This is a genomic window from Falsiroseomonas ponticola, assembly GCF_016805305.1.
GTDB classification, from domain to species: Bacteria; Pseudomonadota; Alphaproteobacteria; order Acetobacterales; family Acetobacteraceae; genus Falsiroseomonas; species Falsiroseomonas ponticola.
The window spans coordinates 90,999-106,090 of the sequence record NZ_JAERQN010000013.1; the positions used below are offsets into that span (position 1 = coordinate 90,999).

Genomic DNA, 15,092 nt, shown 5'->3' on the forward strand with positions numbered 1-15,092 from the left:
CGATTTCGGAGGGAACGGACACCATGATCCGCATCACGCGCCGGCTGCTGCTCGGCACCACCGCCGCCGCGCTCGCCGCGCCCGGCCTTGCCCGCGCGCAGGCCACCACGCTGAAGGTGAAGGTCTTCCCGGGCCTGGCCAATCTGCCGCTCTTCGCGGGCCAGCATACCGGCGCCTTCGAACGGCGCGGGCTGAACATCGTCATCGAGAACACGCCCAATTCCGACGTGCTGCGCAACGGCCTGGCCGCGGGCGACCACCAGCTGGTCGTGGCCGGCGTGGACAATGCGGTGGCGATGGCGGAGGCCGGGCACGACATCGGCATCCTCATCGGCGGCGACAGCGCCTTCAACGCCTTCTACGTGAAGCCGGAGATCCAGGGCTGGGCCGGCCTGCGTGGCAAGACACTGATCGTGGACGCGCCCAACACCGCCTATGCGCTGGTCGCCTACAAGATGCTGGCGATGAACGGCCTGCCACGCGGCAGCTACGAGATCCGGCCGACGGGCGGCACCTTCGCCCGCTACGAGCTGATGTTCAACGACCCGACCGCCCATGCCTCCATGCTGAACCCGCCCTTCAGCCTGCAAGCAGAGGATCGCGGCCTGCGGCGGCTGTCCACGGTGACGGAGGCGGTCGGCCCCTATCTCGGCAATGCGGGCTGGGCGATGCGCGCCTGGGCGGCGGCGAACCGGGACGTGGTCCACCGCTACCTGCAGGGCTATATCGAGGGCATCCGCTGGATGCTGGCGCCGGCGAACACGGATGCCGTCACGGCGCTGCTGGCGGAGCGGCTGCGCATCCCCGCCCCGCTCGCCCGCCGCAACCTCGCCTTGCTGACCGCGCCGGAAACCGGCTCCGCCATCGATGGCCGCTTCGATTTGCAGGGCTTCCGCACCGTGCTGGCCGTGCGGGCGGAGGTGCTGGGCAGCTGGGGCGGCACGCCGCCCGCCCCGGACCGCTACCTCGACCTCGGCTACTGGGAACGCGCCGTCGCCTCCCTGTAGGAGACGCTCCTGTCGCCTTCGCGCCACCGCGCGAAGGCGACCAGCACCATGATCCCCGCCGGGATCAGCGCGAGGTCCAGCAGCAGGCGATCCGCCGGGAACAGCCGGAACAGCGCCGCCACGATCCAGGACAGGAACAGGCCGAGGCAGAAGACCTGCAGGCTGTTCCGGCCGATCGCCGCCATGGCCTGCGGGAAGGCCTGGTGCATCCACCGCGCCTCCCGCGGCACCAGCATCGAGACCAGCCAGGCCAGCGACAGCGCATGCGCCAGGCGCAGCGGCGCCAGCACATCCTTGTCCGTCAGCGCCAGCACCCAGGCCGGCATCTCCGGCGCGAAGCCATGCATGGACAGCTTCACCCAGAAGCCCAGCAGCACCACCGTCACGGCCAGCGACACCAGCCACCAGGGCCGCGCCAGCGGCGCCGCGCCATGCAGCGCCCGCCAGCCGAGCCAGATGCCCGTCATGAACAGCACCTGCCAGGCCAGCGGATCGAAGGCGATGTAGGTGCCGCCCAGCGCCGGCGGCCGCAGCTCGAAGACCTGCGTCGCGACGTAAAGCCCCCAGGGCAGGACCAGCGCCCGCGCGCCGAAGCGCGTCAGCAGCAGCACGAAGCCCGGCAGCAGCAGCATGCACAGCACGAAGAGCGGCAGCACGCCCATGAAGTCCGGCTGATACAGGCCGACCATCGCGCCGGGGATGGCGAACCAAGGCTCGCTTGCCAGCCAGCACCAGCCCCCCGCCTCCACCACGCCATCGAGCGGCGTGAAGAGGTCGAAGCCGAAGACCATGGCGGCGAAGGCGAAGAAGACCAGCAGATGCATCCGCCAGAGCCGGGCCGCCCGCATGAGGATGTCCCGCCACGCCGCGCCGAACCCGTCCCGCGCGAATTTCAGCGAGAACACCGACCCCAGCACCAGGCCCGAGAGCAGCACGAACTGCTCCGAGCTGTCGGAGACACCCCAGGCCGCATGAATGCCCCAGGCGAAGGCGGTGCCGAAGGCGTGGCTGACGAAGATGGAGACCTGCATCCACCCCCGCAGCACGTCCAGCCGCAAATCCCTCGGCGGCCTTTTCAGACCCTCAGGCGCCGGGCGCGGCCTCCGGCCGCTTGGCTCGCCGGACTGCCGGCGGGCCGCGTTCGCGGCCTCGTCCGCCTGCGGCGGCCGCCTTGCCAGCGTCACGCCGCCACCGGCAGGAACCGCGCCCGCAGCCGGGCCAGCAGCGCCACCGCCTCCGCCCGATGCGCGAAGAGGACGAAGAGCGACATGAACCAGGTGAAGACCGCTTCCTTGAACAGCTGCCCGCCATCGCCATAGGGATCGATGCCGAGCGGGCTGACCGTGTGGAAGAAGATCGCGCCCGACATCGTCACCAGCGACCCCACCGCGCCGATCATCCGCGTGCGCGGGATCAGCACCAGCACCGCGCAGATGATTTCCTGGATCGCGACGAACAGCCGGAAGGGCTTCTCCCCGCCCGGCGTGCCGAGCCAGTCGGACAGGATGGTGAAGAGGTAGACCGACCCCTCATTGCCCGTCAGCTTGTACTGCTCGTACCAGAGGAATTCGAAGGCGATCCAGATCGCCGCCGGCCAGGCCAGCAGCGTGAGGATGCGGTCAGCCTTGGGGGAGAGCGGGATGAAGGGCGACATGGGCGGCGTCTCCGCTGGGGATCATGCCCCCTGCTTCGCCGCCGCCGCACGCGCCGTTACGGGACGCGGTGCGTGAACATTTCGTCAGACGGCTCCACCCCGAGCCCCGGCCCATCCGGCAGCACATAGGCCCCCGCCTCGCAGGCCATGTGCCGCGTGCCGGTCGGCTTCGTCAGGCGCAGGTTCGGGTCGAAGATGCTGTGCTGGTATTCATGGCAGGGCAGTTTCTGCTGGGCGGAGGAGGCCTGCAGACTCGCCGCCATGAACAGCCCCACGCCGATCGTCGCATGCGGCATGACCTCGACATTGTAGGCGTGGCACAGCGCGCCGATCCGGGCGAACTCCGTGATGCCCGTGCGGCCCATCTCCGGCTGGCCGATACCGAAGGCGCGGCGTTCCAGGCGCGGCAGCCATTCGAAGACCGTGCGCAATTCCTCGCCGAGTGCCACCGGCACGCCGACGCTCCGCGCCACCAGCGTCGTGCCCTCGATATCCTCCGGCGCGCAGGGTGCCTCCGCGAAGGCAAGGCCATGCGGCTCCAGCCGCCGGATCAGCCGGATCGCCTCCGGCGCCGTGTATTTCCAGTGAAGGTCCGCCATGATCCGCGCGCGCGGGCCGAGCCCTTCCCGCAGCGCCGCGATCTCCGCCTCCGCACCCTCATCCGCGACGACGGCGGCGAACTTGAAGCCATCGAAGCCCTTCGCCTGCCACTCCCGCGCGAAGGCCACGCGCTCATCCAACGTCGCCTTCGGCAGGCCGGAGACATAGGCCGGGATGCGCCCGTGCCGCCGCCCGCCGAGCAGCGTCGAGACCGGCACGCCGAGCGACTTGCCCAGCAGGTCCCACAGCGCGATGTCCACCGCCGCCAGCGCATCCCCGTAGAAGCCGCCGAAGAAGCCGCGCACGCGCATGAGGTCGTAGAGATCCTCATGGATCACCGCCGGCGCCGCGGGGTCGCGCCCTTCCAGCACCGGCGCCAGCACGTCATCCACGATGGCGCGCACCGCCTCCGGCGCCACGATCCCGTAGGTCTCGCCCCAGCCCGTCAGCCCCTTCTCCGTGTCGATGCGCAGCACCACGCTGCGATCCTTCGTCGGGTAGAGCGTGCGGTTGCCGGCCCGCACGATGTAGCCCGCGCGGTTGACGAATTCCCCGTCGCGCAGCGGGCCGAGATAGGGGACGTCGCGCGGGATCTCGATGACGAAGGCGCTGACCTTTTCGATCCTGTCAGGCATGGGGCGGATGCATCGTCATGGCGGGCCGCGCCGTCTCGATCAGTTCGCCGATCTCCGCCAGATCGCCCGCATCGAATTTCGGCCCCGCCGCGCGCGCGCCGGTGTGTTCCAGCAGGAAGCGGCGCTTCAGCACCTCCTTCGTCGCGCGCACCCGGAACGTCATCTGGAAGGCCAGCAGCGGCAGCGTGTCGCGGTAGATCACGCGCGCCGTCGCGCGGTCACCCGCCTTCCACGCCCGCCACAGCGCGGCATGCGCATCGGCCAGTTCCAGCGCGGGCATGGTGCCGTTGGCGCCGCGCGCCAGCTCATCCAGCACGAAGCGGGCGCCCGCGCCGCCCATCACGCCATCCAGCCGCCCGTCGGAGGCCGCCAGGATGCGCGTGACATGCTGGCCGCAGGGCAGCGTCTCCTCCTTCACGTAGCGGATGGCGGGCACGGCGGCGGCCACCGCGGCGACCGCTTCCGGGGACAGCGCCGCGCCATTCGGCGCCGGCGCGTTCTGCAGCATGATGGCGATGCCCGGCGCCGCATCCGCCACCGCCGCGTAGAAGGCCGCCTGCTTCGCCACATCCTGCCCGGCATGCGGCGGCGCCATGATCATCGCCGCCACCGCGCCGGCGGCCATCCCCTCCCGCGCCCGCGCCGCGCTCTCCGCCGGATCGGCGTGGGAGGCACCGACGATGAAGGGCAGGCGCGCCTTCAGATGCTCCCCCAGCACCGCCACCATCCGCCCGCGCTCGGCGGCCGACAGCGTCTCCACCTCGCTCGCCATGCCGGGGAAGACGATGCCGTCGGACCCCGCCTCCACCGCGAAATCGATCAGCCGCCGGAAGGCGGCCTCATCCACCTGGTTGTCCGGCGTGAAGGGCGTGGGCAGCACGGGAAAGACGCCCGAGAGGCCCCCGCTTGAATGGTGGTTCATATCTGTCGTTTCCTCATCCCTGGAAGTCGGGTTCCGGCAGGCCGCGAAGCCCGCCGGTCTCGATGGCGAAGACGCTGCCGGAGAGCGGCGCCGCGGCAAGCTCCGCCGCGGAAAGCCGCACGCGCGCGCTGGTGACGAAGAGCGTGCCGAAGCCCTCCCCCCCGAAGGCCACGCTGGTCGGCCGCGGCACGGGCAGGTGGATCACGCGGTCGGGCCGCCCATCGGGGGCGAAGCGCGCCACGCGCCACCCATCCCAGAGCGCGACCCAGACGAAGCCTTCCGCATCCACCGTCAGCCCATCCGGCACGCCCTCCCCCTCCGCGAAGCGCGCGAAGGGGCGGCGGTTGGCGATCCCGCCGGTGGCGACATCGAAATCGAAGGCATCGATCCGGCGCGCGGCGCTGTCCGCGAGGTAGAGCACAAGGTCATCCGGGCTGAAGCCGATCCCGTTCGCGACATGCAGCCCGGCCTGCATCACCTGCGCGGAGCCGTCCGCGTCGATCCGGTGCAGCGCCCCCGCATCCGGCGTCGAATCCAGCGCCAGGCTGCCGACCCAGAAGCGCCCCGCGCGGTCGCATTTGCCGTCGTTCAGGCGGAGCCCCGCGCCCTCCGCCAGTGGCGCCGCCAGCACGGCGCCGAGGCCGCGTCCATCCAGCGCCCGCACCCCGCCCCGCGCCGCCGCCACCAGCCCGCCGCCGCGCCGGGGCGCCAGCGCCGCGACCAGCTCCTCCACCGGCGTCACCTGGTCCTCGCCGGTCTCGGGGTCGCTGCGATGCAGCGCGGGCGCCAGGATATCCACCCAGTGCAGCCGCCCCTGGTGCCAGAGCGGGCCCTCCCCCAGCAGCGCCTCCGCCCGCACCGCGACGGTGACGCCGGGGGAGACGGCGGCTGGGCGCGGCGCCACGGTCAGCGTCATGGCGCTGCCCGCCGCATTGCCGGAGATGCGGCGCGCCGCCTCCATCACCTCCCGCCCCAGCGCGTGCAGCCTGGCCTCGCCCAGCCGGAAAGCCGGCCCCACCAGGCAGATGGCACCCAGCGGCCGGGCGCGGCGGTCCAGCACCGCGGCGGCCACGCCATTCACCCCGGCCGTCGCTTCCTCCAGCGAGAGCGCGTAGCCGCGGGCGGCGGCGATGGTCAGGTCGCGCTCCAGCGCCGTGGGATCGGCCAGGGTGCGCGGCCCCGGCGAGGCCAGCGGCGCGATCCTCTCCAGCAGCGCGCGGCGTTCGGCAGCGGGAAGCTGCGCCAGCATCGCCTTGCCGCAGGCGCTGGCATGGGGGTGGGCGCGGGCGCCGACGCGGTTGACCAGGCGCACCGCCTCCTGCTCCGCCTCCCGCTGGTCCACATACAGCACGCCATCGCCATCCAGCACCGCGAGCCGCGCCGTCTCCCCGGCCAGGCGCGCCAGGCGTTCCAGCTCCGGCGCCGCGGTGGCGCGCAGGTCGAAGCCGTCCCAGACGCGATGCGCCATCTCCAGGAAGCGGGAGCCCAGCGCATAGGTCTGGGTCAGCGGGTCATGCCGCAGCATCCGCGCCTCCACCAGCGCGGCCAGGATGCGATGCGCGGTGGGGCGCGCCAGGCCCGCGCGGTCCGCGATCTCCGCGAAGCGCGGCGGCGTGGGCGCATCGGCGACGAGGTTCAGCAGCGCGATGCCGCGCGTCAGGGCCTGCGTGCCCTGCACGCCGGGGCCTTCGGTCGTGCCCTGCACGCCGGTGGTCGCTGCTTCCTCGTCCTCGTTCGGCTTGCGCCGGTTCATCGCTGTCCTTCTTCGGCCTGGATCGGCGCGTCCCCGATTGACCCCGCCCCACCCTGTCCATATCCTGGAACCAAGTTCCACGGCCCGCAAGGCCAGCAGGGAACACCCAGGAGGAAGCCCCCATGCGCGCCACCCGCCGCAGCCTCATCCTCGCCACGCTCGCCATCCCGGCGGTCGCCCCGGCCCCCGCCTGGGCGCAGGACGCCTGGCCGAGCCGCCCCGTCCGCTTCATCGTCCCCTTCCCGCCCGGCGGCGCCGCGGACCTCGTCGGGCGCATGCTCGCCGCCCACTTCCAGGCGGCCTTCAACCGGGGCTTCGTGATCGAGAACCGGGGCGGCGCGGGCAGCTCCATCGGCGTCGATGCCCTCGCGAAGGCGGCGCCCGATGGCTACACGATCGGCCTCATCAACATCGCCGCCAACGCCATCCTGCCCGCGGTGCGGCGCATCCCCCTGCCCTATCGCCCCATCGAGGACTTTTCCGCAATTTCCAACCTGGCGGTCACGCCCGCTTTGGTCCTGGTGAACCCGCAGAAGCTGCCCGAGGTGCGGACCATCGCGGACCTCGTCGCCGCGGCGAAGGCGCGGCCGGAGGCGCTGAACTACGGCTCCTCCGGCGTCGGCTCCTCGCTGCATCTCGGCGTGGAGCTGTTCATGGCCAAGGCCGGCATCCGCATGACGCATGTGCCCTTCAATGGCGGCGGGCCGCTGCTGCAGGCGCTCGTCGCCGGCACCATCGACCTCAGCTTCGACGTCGCCGCCACCACGGCGCAGCTGCTCCGCGAAGGCCGGCTCCGCGCCCTGGCCACCACGGCGCCCTCGCGCATGCCGGACTACCCCGACCTGCCCGCGCTGAACGAAAGCTACCCGGGCGCGGAGCTCGCCTCCTGGCACGGCCTCGCCGCCCCCGCCGGCACGCCGGCGCCCATCCTGGCCCGCCTGGCGCAGGAGACGCAGGCCTTCCTCCGCAGCGCGGAAACCGCCGCCCGCTACAAGCAGCTCTTCCTCGAGATGCCGCAGCAGACGGAGCCCGAGGCCTTCGCCGCCTTCATGGCCCGCGAACTCGCCACCTTCCGCGACCTGGCCCGCGCCCAGAACATCGTGGTGGAGTGAGGCCCATGCTCCGCCGCTCCCTGCTCGCCACGCCCTTCCTGCTGCCCCTCGCCGCCCGGGCGCAGACCTGGCCCGACAAGCCCATCACGCTGATCGTCGGCTATGGCGCGGGCGGCGCCACGGACATCATCGCCCGCACCTTCGCGGAGCGGATGCAGCCCCTGCTCGGCCAGCCCATGGTGGTGCAGAACGTCACCGGCGCGGGCGGCACCATCGCCTCCGACCGCGTCGCCAAGGCGGCCCCCGATGGCCACACCATCCTGCTGATCCCGAACGCCCATGCGGTGGCGCCCGGCCTCTATGCCCGCCTGCCCTACGACACCGCGGGCGATTTCACCGCCCTCTTCTTCGCCGGCAATTCCGCCAATGTCCTGGTGGTGCCGGCCGGGTCGCCGGACCGGGACCTGGCCGCCCTCGCCGCCCGCGGCCGCGCCGCCGCCGCCCCCTTGCAGACCGGCAGCGCCGCCCTGGCCGGCTGGCAGCCCGCCCACCAGATCATGAAGGAGGCGCTGGGCCTCACCCTGGAACACGTCCCCTATCGCAGCGGGCCGCAGGGGCAGACGGATCTCATCGCCGGGCGGCTCGATTTCATGGTCTCCAACGTGCTGGAGGTGGCGGAGCATGTCCGCGCCGGCCGCCTGCGCGCGCTCGCCGTCACCAGCCCGACGCGCAGCCCCCTGCTGCCGGAGGTCCCGACCTTCGCCGAACTCGGCGTCACGGCGCTGCAGGCCGATAGCTGGTTCGGCTTCATCGCGCCCCGCGGCACGCCCGCCGCGGCGCTGGACCGGATGCACGCCGCCTTCGGCAGCATCGCCGCCGTGCCGGAGGTCGCATCGCGCCTCCAGACCCTCGGCCTGATCCCGGCGCCGATGGAGCGCGACGCCTGGCAGCGCTTCTACCTGGCGGAGGTCGAGAAATGGTCCGCCGTGCCGCGCCGGGCCAATATCCGCATCGAATGAAGCCCTTGCATGGTCGTTGGTGTTCCTGCTATGTTCCTATCCGCCTGCGTCCTTGGCGCGCGCTGATCGCCCGGCCCGCCGGAGGCGTCGCGGACCCCCTCGCGATTCGGTGCTAAAAGCCTCTAATCGGCATAATCGGCTAAAAGGGCTTAGTGACTGAAAGGCCACGGCCGGCGCCTATTCGGCGGCGGCGGCCACGGCGCAGACCGCGCAATCGCCATCCGACCCGAGCGTCGCCCCGGCCGCCACCATCTGCGACAGGCGCGCCAGGGATTGCAGCCGCCGAGGCGCCTTCGCCGCCTGGCGCAGGCCGAGCGCCGCCTGCATCTCCGCCACCTTCAGCGCCACCGCCAGCGGGTTGAGGATGGGCACCGCCGCGCGCAGCCGCGCCGCGATGGGCGACATGCAGGTGCAGCCCAGGATGATGGCATCCACCCCATCCTCCGCCGCCGCCGCGTCGCAGGCCGCCTGGATGCGCGCGACGATGTCGCCCTCCGCATGCTGCAGGGCGCTGACATAGCCATCGGGCCGCGCGCTGCCCGCCACCACATCCTCCGCGCCCACATGCCGGATGCGGGCGCAACCACCCTCCGCCCCCGCATCCCGCATCACCTGGCGCGGCATGTAGTCGAGCGAGGGCGGCCAGACCGTGACGATGGAGAAGCGCGGGCCGAGCGTGCCGACGAAGCGCAGGGTGGCCTCCGCCGCGCCCACCACGGGGATGTCCACCGCCGCCTTCAGCGCCGCGATCCCGTAGTCGGAGAAGGAATTGATCACCAGCGCGTCGCAGCCCGCGGCGGCGGCGGCGACCCCCGCCTCCGCCGTGTTCAGCGCCTGCATGGCGAATTCCAGCGGCGTATGGGCGAAGACCGGCATGCGCGTGGGGAAGGCCTGGATCACCGTGCCCGGCGCCGCGATCGCCGCGAGTTCCGCCGGCGCACCGAGCCCCGCCACCGCGGCCTGGGTGGCACCGACAAGGCCGATCTTCATGGGCGGGCTCCTCCGCTGGGGCGGGCGCCACGCTACGCCCGCTTCAGCGCGCGGTCACGCCATCAGCGCCATCGCCTCCTCGCTCGGCGGGTCGTCCCAGATATCGGCGGCGTCGCGGATGCGGAAGCGCGCCCGCAGCTCATCCACGCTCGTCTCCCAGTCGCGGTGGTAGTCCCAGCCGACCAGGCAGATGCTCTCCATCCCGCGCTGGAAGGCATTGGCGAATTCGCGCGGATTGAGGTTGCCGGTGGAGGCCGCGTATTTCCCGCTCTGGTCCAGCCCGCCCTTGTTGTGGAAGGACAGCAGGCCGGTGACGGCGATCATCAGCGCATGCTTCGGCATGGACCCGCCGGCGAAGGCATTGGCGCAGATCTCGCCATTCGCATCCGTGTTGTAGCCGGACAGCATGTGGGTGATGTCGTGCAGCGCCAGCAGGTCCTCCGGCATGCAGCCGGGCTCCCCGGGCAGGGCGAAGCCGCGGGCGCGGTGGAAGCGGTAGAAGACATTGCCCAGCGTGCGCGCCGGCAGCCTGCCCAGCGCCTGGAAGCGCGCGGCCTTGGCGGCATCCCCGCGATTCTCCCGCAGCATGCGGATGGCGCGCGCCACCTGCGTCACCGGCCCGCCGGGCAGCAGCTTCGGCAGCAGCTTGCGGGCGATGCAGAACTGGCTGGCGCGCACATGCTGGTGGGCGATGTTGTCGAGGAACTTCAGCGCATCGCTGCCGCGGCCGACGAAGGCGAAATACTCCCGCACCAGCTCCGCCTTCGCGGGCTCGATCTCCACGTCCACATAGGGAACGATGGTGAGGTATTCGAGCGCGCGCTCCCGATGCTCCGTCACCGGCACCAGCGCCGCGAATTCGCCGGGGCCGACAGGGCGCACCGCCAGCGGATCGAGCCCGGGCTGGCGGAAGACGGTGTCCCGCATCGCCAGCAGGAACTCCGCATGGATCGGCGCCAGCGCGCGCTTTCCATAGAGCGTGAAGACCGCCTTCATGGCGGCCAGCGCCAGTTCCGCATCCCGGCGCGACCAGTCGAGCGGATGCACCAAACCCTCCGTTGCGATGGCGGTCCCAGCCTATCGCGACGCGCGAGCGCCCTTCAACGTGTGTCGTGCGGTCAGGGCAGCGCCATCTCGATGAAGAAGGGGTAGTGGTCGCTGCCCCTCGCGTCATCGCCGATCCAGGCGCGCCGCAGCGCGGGGGCCAGCGCCGGGTGCAGGAAGGCGTAGTCGATCCGCCCGCCCGGCTCGCCGTTCCACTCCGCCAGCGTGCAGCCCGTGCGCTCCGCGTTGCCGGCCTGGACCCAGGCATCGACGAACTGCCCGCGCAGCGGCACGCGCGGCCCGGGCAGGCCGAGGTCGCCGACCAGCAGCGGATACTCCGGGTCGGCGGGGCGCAGGTTGAAGTCGCCGAACAGGATGCAGGGCTCGGGCGGCGCGGGCTCGCGCCAGCCCTCGGCCCAGCTCGGGTCCGTGTTGCGCTCATTGGCCCAGGCCATGCCGTCCCGCGGCGCGCTGGCGACCAGGGCCTTCAGCGCCTCCACCTGCGGGGTGCGCGTGCCGGGCGTGAGGTGGGAGAGGTGGAGCGAATAGACGCGGATCGCACCCCCCGGCAGGTCCAGCACCGCCTCCACCGCGCAGCGCTGGATGTCCTGGTCCCGCGCCGGCGGGCTGAAGGGCAGCACCAGCGTGCGGGTGGACCGGATCGGCCAGCGGGACAGCACCATGTTGCCGAAGCGCCGGCGGCGGTTCACCACGCGCCCCGTCGCGGCATCGCGGTAGCTGGCATCGACGTCATAGGGCGCGCCATAGACGGCGTAGCGGTCCAGCCGCTCGGCGAACCAGGCGGCCTGGTCCACGAAATCGTTGCGCCGGAAGCCGGTCGCGACCTCCTGCAGCGCGATCACGTCCGCGGCCTCGACCTCCCGCGCGATGCGCTCCAGGTCATAGGCGCCGTCCTGCCCCTTGCCGTACTGGATGTTGTAGGTCGCGAAGGTGATGGTCATGCGGGCTGCTCCTCATCCACCGGTACCAGGTCCACGCTGACCTCCAGCCCCTGCCGCCCGCCGCCCAGCAGGATGCCCTTCACCGGGCTGACATCGGCATAGTCCCGCCCCCAGCCCAGCAGCAGGTGCTCATCCGAGACGACCAGGTCGTTGGTCGGGTCCAGGTCCACCCAGCCGTGATCCGGGCCGAGCCAGCAGCCGACCCAGGCATGGGACTGGTCCGCCCCCTGCCGCCGCGCCTGGCCCGGCGGCGGGCGGGTGCGGACATAGCCGCTGGCATAGCGCGCCGGCAGGCCGATCGCCCGCAGCCCCGCGATCATCAGGTGCGCGAAATCCTGGCAGACGCCGGCCCGCAGCGTCAGCACCGTGGCGACGGGGGTGGAGATGGTGGTGACGCCGGGCTTGAAGGCGAAGTCCCGCTTGATGCGGGCGCAGAGGTCCCGCAGCCCCGCCAGCACGGGCCGGCCCGCCGGGAAGGACCGCGCGGCATAGGCGCCCGCCCCCCGGTCGGCGGGGGCGAGGATGGAGGGCAGCGCGAATTCGGCGGCGTCCCACCCTTCCGGCCGCAGCGCGGCGTCGCGCACGCTCTCCCAGGGTGGCGTCGCCTGGTCCGGCGGCGGGGGCGCGAAGGCGACATCGACCTCCGCCTCCAGCGTCACCTCGAAGGCCTCATGCGGCGCCTCCAGGAACAGCCAGGTGACGCCGTTGCCGAAATGGTCCTGCCCATCGGCGCGGTAGCCGAATTCGGGGGCGATCCGCAGCCGCGCCGCGCGCACCGCCTGGCCCGGCACCGCGCGCGGCGTCAGGTGCAGCAGGTGGGAAGCCAGGTCCACCGCGCGGCCGTAGCGATAGGCCGTGTGGTGGCGCAGCGCGTAGCGCGTCATGCCGCCGGCCGCCTGCGGCGACAGCGCGGCGGCGCGGGCTGCCGGGGGGCGTCGCGGTCGCGCGGTCCTGTCATGCGGCTCCCCCCGTCTCGACCTCGTCCAGCGCGCGGGCGCGGACATGGCTGACATAGCGCCGCGCGACGGCGTCCGACAGCGCCGCCGTCTCATGCTCCAGCGCCAGCAGCGCGTCGGGCAGGCGGGCGGCCGCGGCGTCGCGGTCCAGCTCCATCAGCACCTCATCCACCAGGCGCTGCGGCCGGGCGGCGAGGACGCTGGCCGTGGCCGCCAGCGCGTCATCCGCGCCGCCGATCTCCGCCAGCCGGTCGCGCACCGCGGTCAGCTGGAAGCCCAGCGCGCGGGGATTGCCGGGATCGGCCAGCACCAGGTCCAGCACCGGCGCGGGCTGGATGGTGGCGAGGTAGCGGGACCGGTAGGTCAGCGCGCTGTCGCAGATCTCGAGCGCGAGGCGAAGCCCCGCCTCCATCCGCCGCGGCGGCTGGTCCAGCGCATGGGCCAGGTTGCGCGCCGTGGTGGTGGCACGCTCGATCCGCCTACCGAGGTCGAGGAACATCCACGCGCCGCCGCGCACCATGTTCTCCGCCGCGATGCCCGCCACCGCCGTGCAGGCGCGGATGATGACGCCCATCGCCTCCACCAGCGCATCGAGCCGCAGCGCCCCGGCGGCGAGGCCGGCATGCCCCTCCTGGCTCAGCTGCGCGAAGGCGGCCCACATGTCATGCGTCAGCCGGTCCCGCACCGCGGCCTGGGGGCGTTCCACCATCTCCAGCAGGCCGGAAAGCGCGCCGCCCGCGCCGGCCGCCGCCATCAGCGCGCGCGGCAGGGCGGTGCCATCGGCGGGGCTGGCCGCGGCCTCGGCCTCCAGCAGCCCGGCGGCGTGCAGGCAGCGCGTCAGCGCGCGGATCTCGGCCAGTTCGCGCGGCAGGGCGGCGCCGCGCAGAAGCCGGCCGAGCAGCGCGCGCACCAGCCGCGCATTGGCTTCCAGCCGTTCCAGGTAGCGGCCGAGCCAGTAGAGGTCATCCGCCACGCGGGAGGGCAATTCGCCGGAGGACCGGCGGATGGGCAGCGTCGCCGCGCGGGGCGCGGCGGGGCCCAGGATGTCGCCCCCATCCTCCGCCAGCACCCAGACATCCTTGGCGACGCCACGGCGCGCGGGCGGCCCGGCGATCGTGTCGCCGCCGTCCAGCACATGGGCGAGCCCGCCCGGCATGGCGCGCCAGGCGCCGCCGGCATCCCGCGCCAGGTACATGCGCAGCAGCACCGGGGCGGGGTCCAGCCTCTCCCCCATCAGCCGCGGCGCGCCGGATGCCGCCATGGGCCGCGTCGCCGCCACCATCCAGGGCGGCGTGGTGCCGCGCGCGCCGAAGACATCCAGCGCGCCGAGCGCCACGGGCTGGGCGGGATCGAAGGCGGATCGCAGGCGCCAGGCATCCGGTTCCGCCTGCACGCGGCGGCGCGATTCCTCATCCCCCATCCACAGGGTTTCCAGCGCGCCGAGGCGCAGCTCCTCCCCCAGCAGGAAGCGCGCGCAGGCGGCGTGGTAGGGGGCGGCGCCCGGCGCCTCCACCAGCATGGAGCCGGGGGCGTTCACCAGCCGCACCGCGCCGGCGCGCAGCACCTGCATCAGCCCGGGCACGCCGGTGCCGGCGTTGAACTCCAGCGGGTCCGACTGCTCCCCCTTCACCCGGCGGAGGATGACGTCGATGCGCCGCAGGCCGCGCAGGGTCTTGAGGAAGACCTGGCCGTCCCGCACCGTCAGGTCGCCGGGCTCCACCAGTTCCAGCCCCAATTCGCGCGACAGCAGCAGGTGTTCCAGCCAGGTCTCCTGCCGCGCGCCCGGCGTCAGCAGCGCCATGCGGGGATTGTCCACGCCGGGCGGCGCCAGGCTCTGCAGGCCGTCCAGCCAGGTGTCGAAGAAGGGGCGCAGCGGGCGGACCTGCACGGCGCGGAAGGGTTCCGGCAGCACGCGCGCCAGCAGGGCCCGGTTCTCCGCCGCGAAGCCCACGCCATTGGCGCCGCCGCAGCGATCCGCCACCACGCGCCATTCGCCATCCGGCCCGCGCAGCAGGTCCGCGCCATAGAAGGTCAGCCGCGGGAAGGGCTGCGGCGCGGGGGCGCGGCAGGGGCGGAGGAAATGCGGGTTGCCCGCCACCAGCGCCGCCGGCAGCACCCCCGCCCGCAGCAGCGCCTGCGGGCCGTAGAGGTCATCCAGCATGGCGGCGAAGAGCTGCGCGCGCTGCGCCAGCCCGGCTTCCAGCCCCTCGAACTCCTCGGCGCGGAGGATCAGGGGGACGGGGTCGCAGCGCCAGGGGCGGCGGGTGCGCGGCCCGGCGGTGCCGGCGGCATCGGCGGCCAGCACGGTCGCCACCCCCTCCTCCTCGAAGGCGCGGTCCAGGCGGCGGGCGCGTTCCGCCACCGCCGGGTAGCCCAGCGCCGAATAGGCGCCGAGCAGCCCGCGCCAATGCGGGCGCACGCGGCCCCGGCCATCGACCATCTCGTCGAGCTGCGGCTCCTCGCGCTGTGGCGGGGGCCCACCCGCCGGCGCCGCCATG

At 73.0% G+C, this 15,092-nt stretch carries 13 protein-coding genes; 3 read left to right on the plus strand and 10 right to left on the minus strand.

Going from position 1 to position 15,092, the window contains the following annotated elements:
• Positions 1-23 precede the first annotated feature (23 nt).
• Complete coding sequence (locus JJI54_RS27795) at positions 24-1,007, plus strand: ABC transporter substrate-binding protein (protein ID WP_203076683.1); 984 nt, start codon at positions 24-26, stop codon at positions 1,005-1,007.
• Here the strand turns inward: JJI54_RS27795 and JJI54_RS27800 are convergent.
• From JJI54_RS27800 to JJI54_RS27820, 5 genes are read right to left on the minus strand one after another with little or no spacing between them, the layout of a single operon-like run.
• Complete coding sequence (locus JJI54_RS27800) at positions 977-2,191, minus strand: OpgC family protein (RefSeq protein ID WP_318987601.1); 1,215 nt, start codon at positions 2,189-2,191, stop codon at positions 977-979. The genes JJI54_RS27795 and JJI54_RS27800 overlap by 31 nt on opposite strands.
• Positions 2,188-2,661, minus strand: a complete 474-nt coding sequence (locus JJI54_RS27805; protein ID WP_203076685.1) for a DoxX family protein — start codon at positions 2,659-2,661, stop codon at positions 2,188-2,190. The genes JJI54_RS27800 and JJI54_RS27805 overlap by 4 nt, the downstream gene beginning before the upstream one ends.
• A gap of 56 nt (positions 2,662-2,717) precedes the next feature.
• Positions 2,718-3,896: a mandelate racemase/muconate lactonizing enzyme family protein gene (locus JJI54_RS27810; protein WP_203076686.1), complete on the minus strand. Its 1,179-nt coding sequence runs from the start codon at positions 3,894-3,896 to the stop codon at positions 2,718-2,720.
• Positions 3,889-4,818, minus strand: coding sequence for a dihydrodipicolinate synthase family protein (locus JJI54_RS27815; protein ID WP_203076687.1), 930 nt, complete (start codon positions 4,816-4,818; stop codon positions 3,889-3,891). Before JJI54_RS27815 ends, JJI54_RS27810 begins: the two co-directional genes overlap by 8 nt.
• Before the next feature lie 13 nt (positions 4,819-4,831).
• Positions 4,832-6,571 (minus strand): SMP-30/gluconolactonase/LRE family protein, encoded by a 1,740-nt coding sequence (locus tag JJI54_RS27820; RefSeq protein ID WP_203076688.1) that lies wholly within the window; start codon positions 6,569-6,571, stop codon positions 4,832-4,834.
• Positions 6,572-6,693: 122 nt separating this feature from the next.
• On the opposite strand from JJI54_RS27820, the gene JJI54_RS27825 reads away from it, so the two are divergent.
• On the plus strand, positions 6,694-7,683 hold the full coding sequence (locus JJI54_RS27825; protein WP_203076689.1) for a Bug family tripartite tricarboxylate transporter substrate binding protein: 990 nt from the start codon (positions 6,694-6,696) through the stop codon (positions 7,681-7,683).
• A gap of 5 nt (positions 7,684-7,688) precedes the next feature.
• Positions 7,689-8,642 carry a Bug family tripartite tricarboxylate transporter substrate binding protein gene (locus tag JJI54_RS27830; RefSeq protein WP_203076690.1) on the plus strand — a complete coding sequence of 318 codons (954 nt, stop codon included), beginning with the start codon at positions 7,689-7,691 and terminating at the stop codon, positions 8,640-8,642.
• A gap of 177 nt (positions 8,643-8,819) precedes the next feature.
• Here JJI54_RS27830 and JJI54_RS27835 read toward each other — a convergent pair whose 3' ends face one another.
• From JJI54_RS27835 to JJI54_RS27855, 5 genes are all read right to left on the minus strand, one after another.
• Positions 8,820-9,632, minus strand: coding sequence for an aspartate/glutamate racemase family protein (locus JJI54_RS27835; RefSeq protein ID WP_203076691.1), 813 nt, complete (start codon positions 9,630-9,632; stop codon positions 8,820-8,822).
• 54 nt (positions 9,633-9,686) lie between these two features.
• Positions 9,687-10,679 (minus strand): hypothetical protein, encoded by a 993-nt coding sequence (locus JJI54_RS27840; protein ID WP_203076692.1) that lies wholly within the window; start codon positions 10,677-10,679, stop codon positions 9,687-9,689.
• Between the two features lie 71 nt (positions 10,680-10,750).
• Positions 10,751-11,638 carry an endonuclease/exonuclease/phosphatase family protein gene (locus JJI54_RS27845; protein WP_203076693.1) on the minus strand — a complete coding sequence of 296 codons (888 nt, stop codon included), beginning with the start codon at positions 11,636-11,638 and terminating at the stop codon, positions 10,751-10,753.
• Complete coding sequence (locus JJI54_RS27850) at positions 11,635-12,522, minus strand: transglutaminase family protein (RefSeq protein ID WP_203076694.1); 888 nt, start codon at positions 12,520-12,522, stop codon at positions 11,635-11,637. The genes JJI54_RS27845 and JJI54_RS27850 overlap by 4 nt, the downstream gene beginning before the upstream one ends.
• 70 nt (positions 12,523-12,592) lie before the next feature.
• Positions 12,593-15,091, minus strand: coding sequence for a circularly permuted type 2 ATP-grasp protein (locus JJI54_RS27855; protein ID WP_203076695.1), 2,499 nt, complete (start codon positions 15,089-15,091; stop codon positions 12,593-12,595).
• Position 15,092: the final 1 nt, after the last annotated feature.

What these genes read in the sequence shown, in the direction of transcription:
- JJI54_RS27795 (WP_203076683.1), top strand. Translation starts at nt 24, where the DNA reads ATGATCCGCATCACGCGCCGGCTGCTGCTCGGCACCACCGCCGCCGCG.
- JJI54_RS27805 (WP_203076685.1), bottom strand. Translation starts at nt 2,661, where the DNA reads ATGTCGCCCTTCATCCCGCTCTCCCCCAAGGCTGACCGCATCCTCACG.
- JJI54_RS27810 (WP_203076686.1), bottom strand. Translation starts at nt 3,896, where the DNA reads ATGCCTGACAGGATCGAAAAGGTCAGCGCCTTCGTCATCGAGATCCCG.
- JJI54_RS27815 (WP_203076687.1), bottom strand. Translation starts at nt 4,818, where the DNA reads ATGAACCACCATTCAAGCGGGGGCCTCTCGGGCGTCTTTCCCGTGCTG.
- JJI54_RS27820 (WP_203076688.1), bottom strand. Translation starts at nt 6,571, where the DNA reads ATGAACCGGCGCAAGCCGAACGAGGACGAGGAAGCAGCGACCACCGGC.
- JJI54_RS27825 (WP_203076689.1), top strand. Translation starts at nt 6,694, where the DNA reads ATGCGCGCCACCCGCCGCAGCCTCATCCTCGCCACGCTCGCCATCCCG.
- JJI54_RS27830 (WP_203076690.1), top strand. Translation starts at nt 7,689, where the DNA reads ATGCTCCGCCGCTCCCTGCTCGCCACGCCCTTCCTGCTGCCCCTCGCC.
- JJI54_RS27835 (WP_203076691.1), bottom strand. Translation starts at nt 9,632, where the DNA reads ATGAAGATCGGCCTTGTCGGTGCCACCCAGGCCGCGGTGGCGGGGCTC.
- JJI54_RS27845 (WP_203076693.1), bottom strand. Translation starts at nt 11,638, where the DNA reads ATGACCATCACCTTCGCGACCTACAACATCCAGTACGGCAAGGGGCAG.
- JJI54_RS27850 (WP_203076694.1), bottom strand. Translation starts at nt 12,522, where the DNA reads ATGACGCGCTACGCGCTGCGCCACCACACGGCCTATCGCTACGGCCGC.
- JJI54_RS27855 (WP_203076695.1), bottom strand. Translation starts at nt 15,091, where the DNA reads ATGGCGGCGCCGGCGGGTGGGCCCCCGCCACAGCGCGAGGAGCCGCAG.